Here is a 16,114-nt window from a genome sequence, read left to right on the forward strand (position 1 = left end):
CGACTTCACCCCTTGACCTTCGAGACCTTGCCGGTTGCCGGATCCACATAGACCTCGGCCATTTCGCCGTCCTTGACGACATAGGCTTCGATCTCGCCGTCTTCCTCCTCGATCTTGCGCACGTCATAGCCAAGCTCGGTCAGTGCGCTGCGCACGGCGTCTTCGGTTTTGCCAAGTTCCACGTCGGGCGCCAGATCGGCGGCCAGCGCGGGGGCGGCAACAAGCAAAGCGGCTGCGATGAAAGGGAATTTCATGTGGTGGTCTCCTCGGTTCAGGTGAACGCGCCATGCAGTCCGGCGCTAAACGGAAACTGCCGGCAGGTGGCACGCGGCACCATATTCTTTGGGCTTAGATGGCCGGGATAAGCCGACGCTGACGGCAGGAACCCGCCAACGGACCGGCAAGAAAAAGGGCCCCGCACGATGCGCGGGGCCCTTGGTGTCTTTGGTATGGTCCCTGACGGATCAGGCGGATTTCTTACCCTTGACCGGCGCCCACAGGCGCTTGTTCACCAGGTACAACAGCACCGACAGGATGGTCAGGAACAGCACGCCGACAAAGCCGGCTTGCTTGCGCTCCATCATCTTCGGCTCGGCCGTCCACATCAGGAACGCAGCAACGTCCTGTGACATGGATTCGACGGTGGCTTCGTGACCATCGGCGAATTCGACCTGATCGTCCGACAGGGGCGGGGCCATCGAGATCCAGCCGCCGGGGAAGGCAGTGTTTTCATACAGAACCGTGCCGGCCTCTTCCTTTTCCTTGCCGGTATAACCGTCCAGCAACGAGGCGATGTACTCCGCACCACCCATGCCCTTGACCAGCTGGTTGATTCCAAGACCGTAAGGCCCGTGGAAGCCCGCACGCGCCTTGGCCATCAGGCTCAGGTCTGGTGCGCCCACACCGTCATTTTCGGGGAAATGGTCTGTCGGTTTGGCCGGACGGAAATCGTCCAGCTCGGGGTCGAACACCTCAAAGGTTCCAGCCGCATAGGCGATGACTTCTTCTTCCGAGTAACCCAACGCCGTAAGATCGCGCAGCGGCACGTATTTCAGGCCGTGGCAGGCCGCGCAGACCTCGGTATAGATCTGCAGGCCGCGCTGCAGCTGGTTCTGATCCCAAGTGCCGAATGGCCCTTCGAACGAGAACGCGAAGTCTTCGATGTGCTGTTCGCCGCCCCCGGCTGCGGAAACCGCAGCAGGAGCAAGAGCGATGGCAAACGCGGCGCCGATTGCAAGTTTCTTGAACATGGTTTCCCGTCCCTCTTCTTACTCGGCCGGCGTGGCTTCGGCGTCAGCCTTGCCGTAATGCGCGTTGAAGTCTTCTTCGATGGTTTCCGGCTGCGGCTCGGGCTTCTCGATCACGCCGAGGATCGGCAGGATCACGAAGAAATAGGCGAACCAGTAGGCGGAGGCGATCAGCGAGAAGGTCGCATAGGGTTCCTCTGCGGGCATGGCTCCCAGCCACATCAGGGCGAAGAAGTCGATGACCAGAAGGTAGAACCACCATTTGAACATGGGGCGGTACTTGCCCGACCGCACACTCGAAGTGTCCAGCCAGGGCGCCAGCGCCATGGCCAGGATTGCACCGAACATCGCCAGAACACCAAAGAACTTGGCGTCGATGATGCCACCGGTGATGAAACTGGCGAACTGCACGACCCATACTTCGCTGGTGAAGGCACGCAGGATCGCGTAGAACGGCAGGAAGTACCATTCGGGCACGATGTGCGCGGGCGTAACCAGCGGGTTGGCTTCGATGTAGTTGTCCGGGTGGCCCAGGTAGTTCGGCATGAAGCCGACGATTGCCCAGAACACGACCAGCACGACGGCCAGCGCAAACAGGTCCTTGATCACGAAATACGGCCAGAACGGCAAGGTGTCTTTCTCGGCCTCTGCTTTCGATCCACGACGAACCTCAACCCCGGTGGGGTTGTTGTTGCCGGTGGTGTGGAAGGCCCAGACATGCACGATGACCAGCCCCGCAATCACGAAGGGCAGCAGGTAATGCAGCGAGAAGAAACGGTTCAGCGTGGCGTTGTCCACGGCGGGTCCGCCCAGCAGCCAGGTCTGGATCGCGTCGCCAACGAAGGGGATCGCGCCAAACAGGCCGGTGATCACGGTTGCGCCCCAGAAGGACATCTGCCCCCAAGGCAGAACATAGCCCATGAAGGCGGTGGCCATCATCAGCAAATAGATCAGCATGCCGATGATCCAGGTCACCTCGCGCGGGGCCTTGTAGGAACCGTAGTACAGACCGCGGAAAATGTGGATATAGACGGCCACAAAGAACAGCGAGGCGCCGTTCATGTGCAGGTACCGCAACATGAAGCCGCCATTTACGTTGCGCATGATGTGTTCGATGCTGGCAAAGGCCAGATCGACATGCGGGGTGTAGTGCATCACCAGGACGATGCCAGTGATGATCTGCAGTGCTAGGCAGAAGACCAGCACAATCCCCCAGATCCACATCCAGTTCAGGTTCTTGGGTGTGGGAATCATGAGGGTGTCGTAAAGAAGCCCGACGATGGGCAGGCGGCTGTTCAGCCACTTTTCGCCCTTGGTCTTCGGCTCGTAATGGTCGTGCGGGATACCGGACATCAGCGCGCCTCCTTAACCCAGCTTGATGGTGGTTTCGTCGAGGAACTCGGCAACCGGAACATGCAGGTTCTCGGGGGCCGGGCCCTTGCGGATGCGGCCCGCGGTGTCATAGTGCGACCCGTGGCACGGGCAGAACCAGCCTTGGAAGTCGCCTGCACCGTCACCCAGCGGCACACAGCCCAGATGAGTGCACACCCCCATCATCACCAGCCATTCGCCAGCCTCGTCCAGGGTGCGGTTCTCGTCTGTGGCCGGCAGGCCCGGTTTGTTGGCGTTGCGGTCGATCGGATCCGGCAACTCGTCCAGCGACACTTCGCGCGCCAGCTGGATTTCTTCTTCGGTACGGCGGCGGATGAACACCGGCTTGCCCAGCCATTTGACGGTGATCTGGGTGCCGACCTCGACACCGCTGACATCCACGCGGATCGAGGACAGCGCCTGAACGTCCGCCGAGGGGTTCATTTGGTTGATCAGGGGCCATACGGCGGCACCCGTCGCAACGACACCTGCGCCGCCGGCGGCGTAGTAGAGGAAATCTCTGCGGGTGCCTTCGTGGTCTTCTGCGTGGGACACGAGGTTTTCTCCGATTCCAGCGCCCGGCTTTCGGGCAAACATGCATCAGCACCGCATCAAAGCGGCGTCTCATCGCGGGTATCTAGCCGGGAGAAAACGGTTCGTCCAGCGGTCATAGGCGCGCACTACGCCGCATCTGGGCATTCATGTCACAATGCGGGGGTCATTTTTCAAGAACTTTCGCCCGACCCGGCGCAAATCTCCGTGTAAACGCGCGAATCACGCGGCAGGCGAATCCCGGGGCGTCGTCGCTCCGGCCGGGCGGTGATCCGGGCCCGCGCACAATGAGCGCCGGGCATCACCATACGGACCGGCAGGCCCTCGACTATCCGGGGCAGTGGCCGACCGAGAATCCGCCAAATATTTATTTTGAAGTCACTTTTTCAACAACCATGACGTGCATTTTTTGGGTTGCGGACCAGTCAGATTTGACGCAAGTCGGCGCGCGCGCGAACGCAGTGATCGAGGAGTCCCATGACATTATTCAGAACCGCCGTCCTGCTGGTCACGGTCGCCGCCACCCATCAAGCCTGGGCTGAAGGCGACCCCGCGCGCGGCGAGAAACTCTACAACCGCTGCTCGTCCTGCCACGCCATCATCAAGGATGGCGAGGTTCTGGTCAAAGGCGGCATCACGGGCCCGAATCTCTATGGCGTGGTCGGCAGAACCGCAGGAACCGAAAACGATTATCTGAACGGCAGTGAACGGCTGCCCATCGGCATGTTCACCGATGACATGATCCGCGCTGGTGAAAACGGCCTGGTCTGGACGCAAGAGAACATCGCCGCCTACGCCCGCGACCCGATCGGGTTCATCCGGGACTTCCTGAACGACGACACCGCCCGCCCGAACATGAGCGTCAAGCTGAAGCAAGGCGCCGAGGATATCGCCGCCTATCTGGCGACGTTCAGCGACTGAAGCATAATCGGATCAGACTTCGCGCATGAGGGCGGCCAGTTGACCAAGCTCGGTGCCGATCCCGTATTGCTCGACATGCCCGGCGGCGGCCAGCCGCGCCGCCTCGGGCTTGTTCTGGTTCAGTTTCCAGGTGCCGTCGATCTGAGTGATCTGCAACCGGCAGGGCACGATCATGCGCATCATGCGCTCCAGCGCTGCCGGGTCCATCTTGTCGGCGCGCCAGAGCGGCTTGGGCTTCAGCCGCTCTTCGAAAAAGGCCGATTGCCGATCCAGAAGATCGCTCAGCCGGTCTGAGGGCTGCAATTCCAGCCAGCCGGTCAGGTGGACCGCCACATAGTTCCATGTGGGCACCTGATCCGCGACCCCGTACCAATCGGGCGAAACATAGCCGTCGGGCCCCTGAACCGCGATCCGCGCCTCCTTCGGGTCGGCCAGCACCCGCACGATCGGGTTCGACCGCACCAGATGCAGCTCGGCCACCGCGCCATCCTCGGACAACAGAAACGGCACATGGCTGATCAATGGCGGGCCGTCAGCGGACAGCGCCAGTACGCCGAATCCCCGACTGCGGGCAAACTCCACATGGCGCGCGCGGTCCTCGGCGCGAAAGGCTGGGTTGGGGTGCATGGCCGTCCTCCTGTCGACAGGTCTTGCAGATCGCGCGTGCGCTTGGCAAGGTCGCGCCGTTCTCAGGGCGGGGCGGAATTCCCCACCGGCGGTATGCGGGCCCAGGCCCGCCAGCCCGCGAGCGGCTCTGCCGTCCAACCGGCAGAGTGTCAGCAGATCTGGTGAGAGGCCAGAGCCGACGGTTACAGTCCGGATGAAAGAGAACGAGCAGCGCGCCCCGCCACGGGCGCGCCTGTCCGTGATCGCCTTGGGTGACGTGTCATGCCGCGCTGGCCGCGAAACCATTCGCACCCGCCAGCAGGCCACCAAGCTGCAAGGAGATCATGATGACACACACCCGCTGTGCCTTCGTCAAAGCCAACTGGCATTCCGATATCGTCGACCGCGCGCTGGACGGATTTCTGGAGCTGATCCCCACCGATCAGGTCGATGTGTTCGACGTGCCAGGCGCGTTCGAAATGCCCCTGCTGGCCCGCGACCTGGCCCAGACGGGCCGCTATGCCGCCGTGGCCTGCGCGGCCTTTGTCGTCGATGACGGCATCTACCGGCACGATTTCGTGGCGCAGGCCTTCATTGACGGGCTGATGCGCGCAGGGCTCGAAAGCGGCCTGCCGGTCCTGTCGGTGTCGCTGACGCCGCACCAGTACCAGGAAACCGACCATCACAACGCTATCTACCGCGCGCATTTCGTGGAAAAAGGGCGCGAGGCAGCCCGGGCGGCGCTGAAAATCGTCGAAACCCGCGCCGCACTGACCCGTGCGGCCTAGGCACACTGGGTTGGGGCAGCGATGCCCCGACCGCAAATCCGCTTGAGGCGGCAGGCTCTCGCCGTTAATCACGACCCTCAAAGGAGCATGCCCCATGTCGATGAACAGCTTTGGACACCTTTTCCGCGTCACCACCTGGGGTGAAAGCCACGGCCCCGCGCTGGGCGCCACGGTCGATGGCTGCCCGCCCGGCGTCCCGATCGACGAGGGCATGATCCAGCACTGGCTGGACAAGCGCAAACCGGGCCAGAACAAGTTCACCACCCAGCGGCGCGAGCCCGATCAGGTGAGAATCCTGTCGGGCGTGTTCGAAGGCCAGACCACCGGCACGCCCGTCCAGCTGATGATCGAGAACACCGATCAACGCTCGAAGGATTACGGGGACATCATGGAAAAGTTCCGCCCCGGCCATGCCGACATCACCTATTGGCAGAAATACGGCATCCGCGACTATCGCGGCGGCGGGCGCAGCTCGGCCCGCGAAACGGCGGCGCGGGTGGCCGCGGGCGGGCTGGCGCGCGAGGCGATCAAGCAGATCGCGCCCAACGTCCAGATCACCGGCTACATGACTCAGATCGGCCCGCACCGGATCGACCGGGCCAACTTTAACTGGGCGCAGATCGAACAGAACCCGTTCTGGACCCCGGACGCGCAGGCGGCACAGGACTGGGCAGCCTATCTGGACGATTTGCGCAAATCCGGCAATTCGGTCGGCGCGGTGGTCGAAGTGGTGGCGCGCGGCGTCCCCGCGGGCCTCGGCGCGCCGGTCTATGGCAAGCTCGACACCGATCTGGCCGCGGCGATGATGTCGATCAACGCTGTCAAGGGCGTGGAAATCGGCGAAGGCATTGCCGCCGCCGAGCTGACCGGTGAGGCCAATGCCGACGAGATCTTCATGGGCCAGGACGGCCCGCAATACAGCTCGAACCACGCGGGCGGCATCTTGGGCGGCATCTCGACCGGGCAGGACATCGTGGTACGTTTCGCGGTCAAGCCCACCTCGTCGATCCTGACCACGCGCAAGACCATCACCAAATCGGGCGAAGAGACCGAGATCATCACCAAGGGCCGCCACGACCCCTGCGTCGGCATCCGCGCCGTGCCGGTGGGCGAAGCGATGATGGCCTGCGTGATCTTGGACCACCTGCTGCTGCATCGCGGCCAGATCGGTGAAAACCGTGGACGGATTGGCTGAGCTGCGCGACCGCCTGCGCGCGGTCGTCGCGCAGCGGATGATCACCGACCCGGCCCATGACTTGGCCCATCTGGACCGTGTCTGGGTCAATGCCCGCACCATCGCCGATGCGCAAACCGACAGGACCGTACTGCTGGCGGCCTGCTATCTGCACGATCTGGTCAACCTGCCCAAGAACGACCCCGACCGGCACCTGGCCTCGCGCCGGTCGGCCGAAGAATCCGAGCCTGTTCTGCGGGAACTGGGCCTGAGCGATGCCCAGATCGCCGCCACCCGCCACGCGATCGAGGCGCACAGTTTTTCCGCCAACATCCCGCCCGAGACGCCCGAGGCGCGCATCCTGCGCGATGCCGACCGGCTGGATGCGCTGGGCGCCATCGGGATCGCGCGGAATTTCTCGGTGTCCGGCGCTTTGGGGCGGACGCTCTATGATCCGGCCGATCCGTTCGCAGCCCACCGGCCGCTGGACGATCTGCACTATTCGATCGACCACTGGAAGGTGAAGCTGCTGGCCCTGCCCGACGACATGCTGACCGAGGCCGGACGGCAGATCGCGCAGCAACGGGTCCGGCGCATGATCCGGTTTCTGACCGAATTCGCCGAAGAGATCGGCAGCCCCCTGCCCAACAGCTGGACACGCCCCAATCCGGCCCGTTGATCTTTGCCGCGCAAAGGCGCAGGGTCGCGCCGATGGCCCAATCCCTGACCTCTCATCGCCCCGTGCTTGCCGTGACGCTGAAACTCAGCGCCCTGTTCCTGTTCACGGCGATGTCGGCGCTGGTCAAGGCGCTGTCGGCCGATTTCCCGCCGGGCCAGATGGTATTTTTCCGTTCCTTGTTCGCGGTGCCGGTGATCGTGGCCTGGCTGCTCTCGCGCGGGGAACTCGCGCAGGGCTTTGTCGTCAGGAAGCCCATGGGCCATTTCTGGCGCGGAGTGCTGGGCACCACCGCCATGGGTCTGACCTTTACTGGGCTCAGCCTGCTGCCCCTGCCCGAGGTTACGGCGATCGGCTATGCCACCCCGATCTTCACCCTGATCCTGGCGGCGCTGCTGCTGGGCGAGCGCATCCGCCTGATCCGCATCGGCGCGGTGGCGATCGGGCTTTTGGGCGTGCTGATCATGATCTGGCCGCGGCTGGGCTCGGCCGATCTGGGCACCGGCGCCACGATCGGCGCGCTGTGCGTGCTGGGCGCGACCGTGGCCCGCGGCTTCGTGCAGATCCACATTCGGCAATTGGTGCAGGTCGACCATCCCGCCGCGATCGTCTTCTATTTCTCGATGACCGCCACGCTGCTGTCGGCGCTGACCGTGTTCTGGGGCTGGACCGCGCCCACCCTGAACCAGCTGCTGATCCTGATCACGATGGGGTTGATCGGCGGCGTCGCGCAGATTCTGGTGACCTCGTCCTACCGGTTCGGGCAGGCCTCGATGCTGGCGCCCTATGACTATACATCGATGCTGTTTGCCATCTTCATCGGCTATGTCTGGTTTGACGAACTGCCGACCCTGGCGATCCTGCTGGGGGCGGCGCTGGTGATCGCCGGCAATGCGGTGGTGATCTGGCGCGAACACCAGCTGGGTCTGGAACGCGGCAAGGCGCGGTCGCTGACCGATCACAAACCCTGACTTTACCTTTCGCGCCCATCGCCTAGGTTGGCGCGGACAATCAACGAGGTTTTGCCATGAGCGACGCACAGGACCACAAACAGAAGATGCAACAGGTGCAGGCCCAGCACCGCAAAAAAGTGTCCGAGGCCGTGGATCCCGGTCGGGGGCTGGTGCTGATCAACACTGGCAAGGGCAAAGGCAAATCCTCGGCCGCGTTCGGCGTGGTGATCCGCGCATTGGGCTGGGGCCAGAAGGTCGCCGTGGTGCAGTTCATCAAGGGCAAATGGAAGACTGGCGAGCGGCGGTTCTTCGAAGAGCGCGAACTGGTCACCTGGCACACGATGGGCGAAGGCTTCACCTGGGACACCCAGGACCGCGACCGCGACATCGCCGCCGCCACCGCCGCCTTCGACAAGGCGCGCGACCTGATGGCCAGCGGCGACTATGACCTTGTGGTGCTGGACGAGATCAACATCGGCCTGCGCTATGAATATCTGTCGGTGGACGCGGTGATCGAGGGGCTGAAGGCCCGCTCGGACCGGACCAGCGTGTTCCTGACCGGGCGCGACGCGCCGCAGGCGCTGCGTGACTATGCCGATCTGGTCACCGAAATGACCGAGGAAAAGCACCCGTTTCAGGCCGGCATCAAGGCCCAGCGCGGCATTGATTTCTGAATATTTCGACGCGAAAGAAAAAACGGACGCCCGTCAACGGCGCCCGTTTTTCGTATGCATCAGCTGCGGACCAGCTGTTCGTAGTCGTTGGCGATCTCGCGGGTCAGGTCGCCGACCTCGAAGGTGTACTCGCCGATCTGGCCCACCGGCGTGACCTCAGCCGCGGTGCCGGTCAACCAGCACTGTTCGAAATCGGCCATCTCCTCGGGCAGGATGTGGCGTTCGTGTACGGTGATGCCTTTGTCTTTCAGCATCTGGATCACCGTCTGGCGGGTGATGCCGTTCAGGAAGCAGTCGGCCAGCGGCGTATGCACTTCGCCATCCTTGACGAAGAACACGTTGGCACCGGTCGCCTCGGCCACATAGCCGCGGTAATCCATGAACAAGGCATCGGAACAGCCCTTGGCCTCGGCCTTGTGCTTGGAGATGGTGCAGATCATGTACAGCCCCGCCGCCTTGGCATGGACCGGGATGGTTTCCGGGCTGGGCCGCTTCCACTCGGCGATGTCCAGCTTGGCGCCCTGCATCTTGGCATCGCCATAATAGGCGCCCCAGGGCCAGACCGCGATGGCCATGCGCACCGGGTTGCGCGCCGAGGCCACGCCCATATCCTCGCCCGAGCCGCGCCAGACCAGCGCGCGCACGTAGGCGTCCTTGAGGCCGCTTTTCTCGAGCGTTTCGGCCTTGGCCGCCTCGATCTGATCAACCGTGTAAGGCATCGGCATGTCCAGCGCCTCGGCCGATTTGATCAACCGCTCGGAATGTTCGCGGCTTTTGAAGATCTTGCCGTTATAGGCACGCTCGCCCTCGAAGACCGAGCTGGCATAGTGCATCGCATGGGTCAGGACATGCACCTTGGCATCGCGCCAGGGCACAAATTCGCCATCCATCCAGATGACACCGTCACGATCGTCATATCCCGCCATCCGAAACCTCCTGACCCGGGTCACATTTCCGATTGTTGCGCCACTTAGGTCCGACCCGGACACAAAATTGCGCAAAAACTGCGATTCGATACCTGTCCGCCCTTGGAATGTCAATAACGCTGACTTAAAGTCGGGGCGTGTAACGAATGAGGCCCGATATGTCCGAGATCCGCCCCGCCCCTGTCTTTGGCGGAGAAAGCCTGTTGTTTCTGACAGATGAACAGCTTCGGCAGGGGATCGAGGCGATGTTCTTTGCCTATCGCGGCTTTACCGCCGACCCCGACCGCATTCTGAGCGAAATGGCCTATGGCCGGGCGCATCACCGGGCGATCCATTTCATCAACCGTGCGCCGGGCACCACGGTGAACAACCTGCTGGCGATCCTGGGGGTGACCAAGCAGTCGCTGAACCGGGTGCTACGCACGCTGATCGACGACGGCCTTGTCGAGAGCCGGGTCGGCACGGTCGACAAGCGCGAACGCCACCTGTACCTGACTGAAAAGGGCAAGGCGCTCGAGGCGCAGCTGTCGGACGCCCAGCGCGCCCGTATGCGCGCGGCCTACAAGGAAGCCGGCCCCGAGGCGGTAGCCGGGTTCCGCAAGGTTCTTGAAGCGATGATGGATGCTGATATGCGTCGGGCTTACACGAAACTGCGGGATTCAACTTCATGAGCGACGTGGACGCCCATCTTCTGATCGTCGATGACGACGAACGCATCCGTGATCTGCTCAAGAAATTCTTGATGCGCAGCGGATTTCTTGTGACCGCGGCGCGTGATGCCGCCCATGCGCGGCGGGTCCTGTCGGGGCTGGATTTCGACCTGATCGTGATGGATGTGATGATGCCGGGCGAGGATGGTGTCAGCCTGACCCGTGCCCTGCGCGAGACGCATGACACGCCGATTCTGCTGCTGACGGCACGCGGCGAGACCGAGCACCGGATCGCCGGGTTGGAAGCCGGAGCAGACGATTACCTGGCCAAGCCGTTTGAACCCAAGGAACTGCTGCTGCGGATCAACGCGATCCTGCGGCGGATGCCGGAAACCACAGCGCAGGACACGGCCACCAAGATCCTGCATTTGGGGCCGATCCGCTATGACATCGAACGCGGCGAGATGTGGCAGGGCGAAGAGCCGGTGCGGCTGACCGCCACCGAAAGCCAGTTGATGAAGATCTTCTCGGCCCAGCCGGGCGAGCCGATCAGCCGGTCGAAGCTGGTCGAGGATCTGGGGCGCGACAAGGGGCAGGCGCAGGAGCGTGCGGTGGACGTGCAGATCACGCGCCTGCGCCGCAAGATCGAGCAAGACCCCAAGCAGCCGCGCTATCTGCAGACGGTGCGGGGCGCGGGCTATATGCTGGCGCCGGATTGATTTTGCCGCTGCGCGGCGTTTTGTTGCCTTCGGCGAGGATATTTGTTGGCCAGATGAACAAGGGACAGCCATGAAAACTGCACTTCTGACCCATGCAGATTGCCTCGGGCATGTCACACCAGATGGTCACCCCGAGCGCGTCGCGCGGCTGGAGCACATCCTGCACGTGCTGCAACCGCTGGATCTGAACAGGGTGACGGCGCCGCTGGCGGCGGATGACGACCTGCTGCGCATCCATCCCGAAAGCTACATCCGCAGCATCCGCGATGCGCGGCCGGCGGAGGGATTTACGCAGATCGACGCCGACACCTTCATGTCGCCCGGCTCGGTGGACGCGGCCTATCGCGCGGCGGGGGCGGTGGTTCGTGCCGTGGACATGGTGCTGGGCGGAGAGGCCCCCAACGCGTTCTGCGCGATCCGCCCCCCCGGGCATCACGCCGAGACCGCGACAGCCATGGGGTTCTGCCTGTTCGGAAACGCAGCGCTGGCGGCGAAACACGCGCTGGACCATCATGGTCTGGCCCGCGTGGCGGTGGTGGATTTCGACGTTCACCATGGCAACGGCACGCAGGACATTCTGTGGGACGAGCCGCGGGCGCTGGTCATCACAAGCCAGCAGATGCCACTCTGGCCAGGAAGCGGGCGACCTGATGAAACCGGTGCGCATGGCAACGTGCTCAACCTGCCCTTGGCGCCAGGCACGGGCGGCGCGGAAATGCGGGCGGCGTGGCGTGACAAGGCGTTCCCGCGGCTGCGCAGCTTCCGCCCCGAGTTGATCGTGATCTCTGCCGGGTTCGATGCCCACAAGGAGGATCCGCTCGCCAATCTGAACTGGGAAACCGAGGATTTCGCCTGGATCACCGCCGAGCTCTGCGCCATTGCCGATGAGGTCTGTGATAGCCGTATCGTCTCGACTCTCGAAGGCGGGTATGATCTGAACGCGCTGGCCGCGGCAACGCGTGCGCATGTGGAAGAACTGATGAAGGCCGCCCGATGACCGATACACCCGTTGAGCAGATGACCTTTGAACAGGCGATGAAAGAGCTGGAGGCCGTGGTCGGCCAGCTGGAGCGTGGCGACGTGGCGCTGGACCAGTCGATCGCGCTGTATGAACGCGGCGCCAAGCTTAAGAAGCGCTGCGAGGACGAGCTGAAGCGCGCGGAAGAAAAAGTGGCCGCGATCACGCTGGACGCGAATGGCCAGCCCACCGGAACCAAGCCTGTCGAAGATCTCTGATGTTTCGGGAACAGTTGGCGCGGGACGCCAGGCAGATCCAGGCGCAGTTCGACCTGGTTCTTGGCGCCTACGACGATCTCGATGTGACGCGGGCGATGGCCTATGCCACAGAAGGCGGCAAAAGGTTGCGCGGATTCCTGGTGCTGGAAAGCGCGCGCCTGCATGGCATCGACGAAACCTCGGCGATCTGGCCCGCGACGGCCATCGAGGCGCTGCATGCCTACAGCCTCGTGCATGACGACCTGCCCTGCATGGACGACGACGACCTTCGGCGCGGCCGCCCGACGGTGCATGTGAAATGGAACGAGGGCATCGCGGTTCTGGCCGGTGACGCGCTACAGACGCTGGCCTTTGAGCTGTGCGCCCGGCCAGAGGTAGGGCCGGCGGAGATCCGCGCAGACCTGACCCTGACGCTGGCGCAGGCCGCGGGCGCGCAGGGCATGGTGCTGGGACAGGCGCTGGACATCGCCGCCGAAACGGCGCAGCGACCCCTGTCGCTTGCGGAAATCACCCGGCTGCAGGCGGGCAAGACCGGGGCCTTGATCGAATGGTCCGGCTGCGCCGGGGCCCGGCTGGCCGGCGAAAATCCCGAACGCATGCGTCGTTATTCCCGGGCGCTGGGTCTTGCTTTCCAGATCGCCGACGACATCTTGGATGTCGAGGGCGATGCCGAAAAGGCGGGAAAGCGCCTGCAAAAGGATGCCGAGGCGGGCAAGGCCACTTTCGTTTCGCTGCTGGGTCTGGATGCGGCCAAGGCGCGCGCGGCCGAGCTGGTGGATGAAGCCTGCGCCGCCCTCGACAGTTACGGACCGCAGGCCGAAACCTTGAAGGAAGCCGCCCGCTTCGTTATTGCGCGTGAAAGCTGAACCGTAAGGGATGCCATGTCAGACCGTCCGAACACCCCGCTTCTGGACCTTGTGAACCGCCCGGCGGATCTCAAGCAGTTTTCGGACGCGCAGTTGCATCAGCTGGCAAACGAGTTGCGGGCCGAGACGATCTCGGCCGTGTCGGTGACCGGCGGGCATCTGGGCGCAGGGCTGGGCGTGGTTGAGCTGACCGTGGCCCTGCACGCGGTGTTCGACACGCCGCGCGACAAGATCATCTGGGATGTCGGGCACCAGTGCTATCCCCACAAGATCCTGACCGAGCGGCGCGACCGTATCCGCACCCTGCGCCAGAAAGGCGGCCTCAGCGGGTTCACCAAACGCAGCGAAAGCCCCTATGACCCGTTCGGCGCAGCGCACAGCTCGACCTCGATCAGCGCGGCGCTGGGCTTTGCCGTGGCCCGCGACCTGGGCGGGGTCACACCCGAGGGGCTGGGCGACGCGATCGCGGTGATCGGCGACGGGTCGATGTCGGCCGGCATGGCCTTCGAGGCGATGAACAACGCCGGCCACCTGAAAAAACGCCTGATCGTGATCCTGAACGACAACGAGATGAGCATCGCCCCGCCCGTGGGTGCGATGTCAAACTATCTCTCGCGCATCTATGCCGAAGAGCCGTTCCACGATCTGAAAGCAGCGGCCAAGGGGGCGGTGTCTCTGCTGCCCGAACCGTTCCGCGAAGGCGCCAAGCGCGCCAAAGAAATGCTCAAAGGAATGGCGGTGGGCGGCACCCTGTTCGAAGAGCTGGGATTCTCCTATGTTGGCCCGATCGACGGGCATGACCTGGACCAGCTGCTGCCGGTTCTGCGCACGGTCAAGGCGCGGGCGACCGGGCCAATACTGATCCACGCGCTGACCAAAAAGGGCAAGGGCTATGCCCCGGCCGAGCAGGCCCGGGACAAGGGCCATGCCACCGCCAAGTTCGACGTGGTCACCGGCAAGCAGCAGAAGGCGCCGTCGAACGCGCCGTCCTACACCTCGGTCTTCGGCAAGACCCTGGTGGACGAGGCCAGCCGCGACGACAAGATCGTGGCGGTGACCGCGGCGATGCCCGACGGTACCGGGCTGAACCTGTTCGCCGAACGCTACCCGTCGCGCTGTTTCGACGTGGCGATTGCCGAGCAGCACGGGGTCACGTTCTCGGCCGCGCTGGCGGCGGGCGGGCTGAAACCGTTCTGCGCGATGTATTCCACGTTTTTGCAGCGCGGCTATGACCAGGTGGTGCACGACGTGGCGATCCAGCGCCTGCCAGTGCGCTTTGCCATTGACCGCGCGGGGCTGGTGGGTGCTGATGGCGCGACTCATGCCGGGTCGTTCGACATCGCGTACCTGTCCAACCTGCCGGGCATGGTTGTGATGGCCGCCGCCGACGAGGCCGAGCTGGTGCACATGGTCGCCACAGCCGCCGCCCACGACGACGGCCCCATCGCATTCCGCTATCCGCGGGGCGAAGGCGTGGGCGTCGATCTGCCCGAACGTGGGCAGGTTCTGGAAATCGGCAAGGGCCGCCTGATCCAGTCGGGTGCGCGGGTGGCGATCTTGTCCTTCGGGACGCGCCTGGCCGAAGTGCAGAAGGCCGCCGAATCGCTGGCCGCCCGCGGTATCACCCCGACCATCGCCGACGCCCGGTTCGCCAAGCCGTTGGACCGCGACCTGATCCTGGACCTGGCCGCCAACCACGAGGCGCTGATCACCATCGAGGAAGGCGCCATCGGCGGGTTCGGCAGCCACGTGGCGCAACTGCTGGCGGATGAGGGCGTGTTCGATCGCGGCCTGAAATACCGCTCGATGGTGCTGCCGGACATTTTCATCGACCAGGCCAACCCCGCCGACATGTACGCAGTCGCAGGCATGAACGCCGAGCATATCGAGGCCAAGGTTCTCTCGGTGCTGGGCGTGGCTTCGATCGGTGAACGGCGCGCCTGAATCCGGGCGTCTTTCATCAAGCGGCCGATTGCGCCGCGCCACCGACCCAAGGTCGCGGGTCAGGCCGCCAATCGCTCTTGCAAGGCGGCAAGCCTTGGTTTAAGGGACGCCCCGAGGTCGCCTCCACCGACGCGTCGGGTCACAATTGCCCCGGTCGGACAAGGTGCAGGGATCCGCAGGGCCATCACGGCCCATGACGCAAGAAGGATGCCGGTGTAGCTCAGCTGGTAGAGCACGTCATTCGTAATGATGGGGTCGGGGGTTCGAGTCCCTTCACCGGCACCATCCTTCTTTGGACCCAAGAATACTCGGCAGATCGCGCGGTGGGACACATTGGTCTCGGCCATTCCGCAGGACGGTTCGGCTCGGGGCCGGGTTAACGGGCCGAGGGCATCGACTGACGAAACCGGCGCAAGGCCAGCGCGAAGAAGGCCGCCCCCAGACCGGCCATGATCGCCATCTGCGGCCAGACAATCGCAGGACCGCCCCCGCGATAGAGGATGGCCTGGGCAAAACCCACGAAATGGGTCGAGGGAGACACCTACATCGCCATGCGCTGCCAGTCCGGCATGCTTTCCATCGGGGTCGTGCTGCCCGACAGCAGGTTCATCACGATCAGCACCCGCAGCGCCAGCAGGCCGAACTGGGGCATCGACGACGTGAAAGTGGCCAGCAGTATGCCCAACCCGGTCACCGAGGCCAGGTAGCTGACGGGCCCCAGCACAAACAGCAGCACCGAGCCCGCAACCGTTCCGTTGATCGTCAGAACCCGGCCCGAAATGACCTGCCCGATCGAAACCGCGTGGTGCAG

At 63.9% G+C, this 16,114-nt stretch carries 20 protein-coding genes, 1 tRNA gene and 1 riboswitch; of the genes, 13 read left to right on the plus strand and 8 right to left on the minus strand.

Going from position 1 to position 16,114, the window contains the following annotated elements:
- Nucleotides 1-5 precede the first annotated feature (5 nt).
- The 4 genes from AC2FNS_RS03615 to petA all read right to left on the minus strand — a co-directional run bounded on the left by AC2FNS_RS03615 (nucleotide 6) and on the right by petA (nucleotide 3,173).
- A complete protein-coding gene (locus AC2FNS_RS03615) occupies nucleotides 6-254 on the minus strand; it encodes a PepSY domain-containing protein (RefSeq protein WP_496712370.1) in 249 nt (82 codons plus the stop codon).
- Nucleotides 255-464: 210 nt separating this feature from the next.
- Entirely contained in the window at nucleotides 465-1,250 is a 786-nt protein-coding gene (locus tag AC2FNS_RS03620; RefSeq protein WP_496680110.1) for a cytochrome c1, read from the minus strand.
- An 18-nt stretch (nucleotides 1,251-1,268) separates the two neighbouring features.
- Complete coding sequence (gene petB / locus AC2FNS_RS03625) at nucleotides 1,269-2,600, minus strand: cytochrome b (RefSeq protein WP_496689455.1); 1,332 nt, start codon at nucleotides 2,598-2,600, stop codon at nucleotides 1,269-1,271.
- 12 nt (nucleotides 2,601-2,612) lie between these two features.
- Nucleotides 2,613-3,173 carry a ubiquinol-cytochrome c reductase iron-sulfur subunit gene (gene petA, locus AC2FNS_RS03630; RefSeq protein WP_496680112.1) on the minus strand — a complete coding sequence of 187 codons (561 nt, stop codon included), beginning with the start codon at nucleotides 3,171-3,173 and terminating at the stop codon, nucleotides 2,613-2,615.
- A gap of 474 nt (nucleotides 3,174-3,647) precedes the next feature.
- Here petA and AC2FNS_RS03635 point away from each other — a divergent pair, with 474 nt between their 5' ends.
- Complete coding sequence (locus AC2FNS_RS03635) at nucleotides 3,648-4,091, plus strand: c-type cytochrome (protein ID WP_496711062.1); 444 nt, start codon at nucleotides 3,648-3,650, stop codon at nucleotides 4,089-4,091.
- 12 nt (nucleotides 4,092-4,103) lie between these two features.
- Here AC2FNS_RS03635 and AC2FNS_RS03640 read toward each other — a convergent pair whose 3' ends face one another.
- Nucleotides 4,104-4,718: an FMN-binding negative transcriptional regulator gene (locus AC2FNS_RS03640; RefSeq protein ID WP_496711061.1), complete on the minus strand. Its 615-nt coding sequence runs from the start codon at nucleotides 4,716-4,718 to the stop codon at nucleotides 4,104-4,106.
- 54 nt (nucleotides 4,719-4,772) lie between these two features.
- A riboswitch (FMN riboswitch) is annotated at nucleotides 4,773-4,927 on the plus strand.
- Between the two features lie 117 nt (nucleotides 4,928-5,044).
- On the opposite strand from AC2FNS_RS03640, the gene AC2FNS_RS03645 reads away from it, so the two are divergent.
- From AC2FNS_RS03645 to cobO, 5 genes are all read left to right on the plus strand, one after another.
- Nucleotides 5,045-5,485, plus strand: coding sequence for a 6,7-dimethyl-8-ribityllumazine synthase (locus tag AC2FNS_RS03645; RefSeq protein WP_496803775.1), 441 nt, complete (start codon nucleotides 5,045-5,047; stop codon nucleotides 5,483-5,485).
- Nucleotides 5,486-5,579: 94 nt separating this feature from the next.
- On the plus strand, nucleotides 5,580-6,680 hold the full coding sequence (gene aroC, locus AC2FNS_RS03650) for a chorismate synthase (RefSeq protein WP_496711059.1): 1,101 nt from the start codon (nucleotides 5,580-5,582) through the stop codon (nucleotides 6,678-6,680).
- Entirely contained in the window at nucleotides 6,664-7,338 is a 675-nt protein-coding gene (locus AC2FNS_RS03655; protein WP_496711058.1) for an HD domain-containing protein, read from the plus strand. The genes aroC and AC2FNS_RS03655 overlap by 17 nt, the downstream gene beginning before the upstream one ends.
- A 32-nt stretch (nucleotides 7,339-7,370) precedes the next feature.
- Nucleotides 7,371-8,306, plus strand: coding sequence for a DMT family transporter (locus tag AC2FNS_RS03660; protein ID WP_496711057.1), 936 nt, complete (start codon nucleotides 7,371-7,373; stop codon nucleotides 8,304-8,306).
- 56 nt (nucleotides 8,307-8,362) lie between these two features.
- Entirely contained in the window at nucleotides 8,363-8,962 is a 600-nt protein-coding gene (gene cobO, locus AC2FNS_RS03665) for a cob(I)yrinic acid a,c-diamide adenosyltransferase (RefSeq protein ID WP_496711056.1), read from the plus strand.
- Between the two features lie 59 nt (nucleotides 8,963-9,021).
- Here the strand turns inward: cobO and AC2FNS_RS03670 are convergent, their stop codons facing one another.
- Nucleotides 9,022-9,888: a branched-chain amino acid aminotransferase gene (locus AC2FNS_RS03670; RefSeq protein ID WP_170340845.1), complete on the minus strand. Its 867-nt coding sequence runs from the start codon at nucleotides 9,886-9,888 to the stop codon at nucleotides 9,022-9,024.
- Between the two features lie 158 nt (nucleotides 9,889-10,046).
- Between AC2FNS_RS03670 and AC2FNS_RS03675 the strand changes: the two genes are divergently transcribed.
- The 7 genes from AC2FNS_RS03675 to AC2FNS_RS03705 all read left to right on the plus strand — a co-directional run bounded on the left by AC2FNS_RS03675 (nucleotide 10,047) and on the right by AC2FNS_RS03705 (nucleotide 15,588).
- Nucleotides 10,047-10,559: a MarR family winged helix-turn-helix transcriptional regulator gene (locus AC2FNS_RS03675; RefSeq protein WP_170391323.1), complete on the plus strand. Its 513-nt coding sequence runs from the start codon at nucleotides 10,047-10,049 to the stop codon at nucleotides 10,557-10,559.
- Nucleotides 10,556-11,257 (plus strand): response regulator, encoded by a 702-nt coding sequence (locus AC2FNS_RS03680; protein ID WP_496689442.1) that lies wholly within the window; start codon nucleotides 10,556-10,558, stop codon nucleotides 11,255-11,257. The genes AC2FNS_RS03675 and AC2FNS_RS03680 overlap by 4 nt, the downstream gene beginning before the upstream one ends.
- 70 nt (nucleotides 11,258-11,327) lie before the next feature.
- Nucleotides 11,328-12,254, plus strand: coding sequence for a histone deacetylase family protein (locus tag AC2FNS_RS03685; RefSeq protein WP_496711054.1), 927 nt, complete (start codon nucleotides 11,328-11,330; stop codon nucleotides 12,252-12,254).
- Nucleotides 12,251-12,493 (plus strand): exodeoxyribonuclease VII small subunit, encoded by a 243-nt coding sequence (locus tag AC2FNS_RS03690; protein ID WP_496711053.1) that lies wholly within the window; start codon nucleotides 12,251-12,253, stop codon nucleotides 12,491-12,493. The genes AC2FNS_RS03685 and AC2FNS_RS03690 overlap by 4 nt, the downstream gene beginning before the upstream one ends.
- The gene (locus tag AC2FNS_RS03695; protein ID WP_496711052.1) at nucleotides 12,493-13,359 is read left to right on the plus strand and encodes a polyprenyl synthetase family protein; all 867 of its coding nucleotides are present in this window, start codon (nucleotides 12,493-12,495) and stop codon (nucleotides 13,357-13,359) included. Before AC2FNS_RS03690 ends, AC2FNS_RS03695 begins: the two co-directional genes overlap by 1 nt.
- Before the next feature lie 15 nt (nucleotides 13,360-13,374).
- Nucleotides 13,375-15,303 (plus strand): 1-deoxy-D-xylulose-5-phosphate synthase, encoded by a 1,929-nt coding sequence (gene dxs, locus AC2FNS_RS03700; protein ID WP_496711051.1) that lies wholly within the window; start codon nucleotides 13,375-13,377, stop codon nucleotides 15,301-15,303.
- Between the two features lie 209 nt (nucleotides 15,304-15,512).
- Nucleotides 15,513-15,588: transfer RNA gene (locus AC2FNS_RS03705), tRNA-Thr, on the plus strand.
- A gap of 91 nt (nucleotides 15,589-15,679) precedes the next feature.
- Here AC2FNS_RS03705 and AC2FNS_RS03710 read toward each other — a convergent pair.
- Nucleotides 15,680-15,844 carry a hypothetical protein gene (locus tag AC2FNS_RS03710; RefSeq protein ID WP_496680133.1) on the minus strand — a complete coding sequence of 55 codons (165 nt, stop codon included), beginning with the start codon at nucleotides 15,842-15,844 and terminating at the stop codon, nucleotides 15,680-15,682.
- Nucleotides 15,845-16,114, minus strand: a 270-nt coding sequence (locus tag AC2FNS_RS03715; protein ID WP_496803776.1) for an ABC transporter permease, incomplete at its 5' end; no start/stop codon positions are given.

This window comes from Ruegeria sp. BHSA191, from assembly GCF_059613325.1.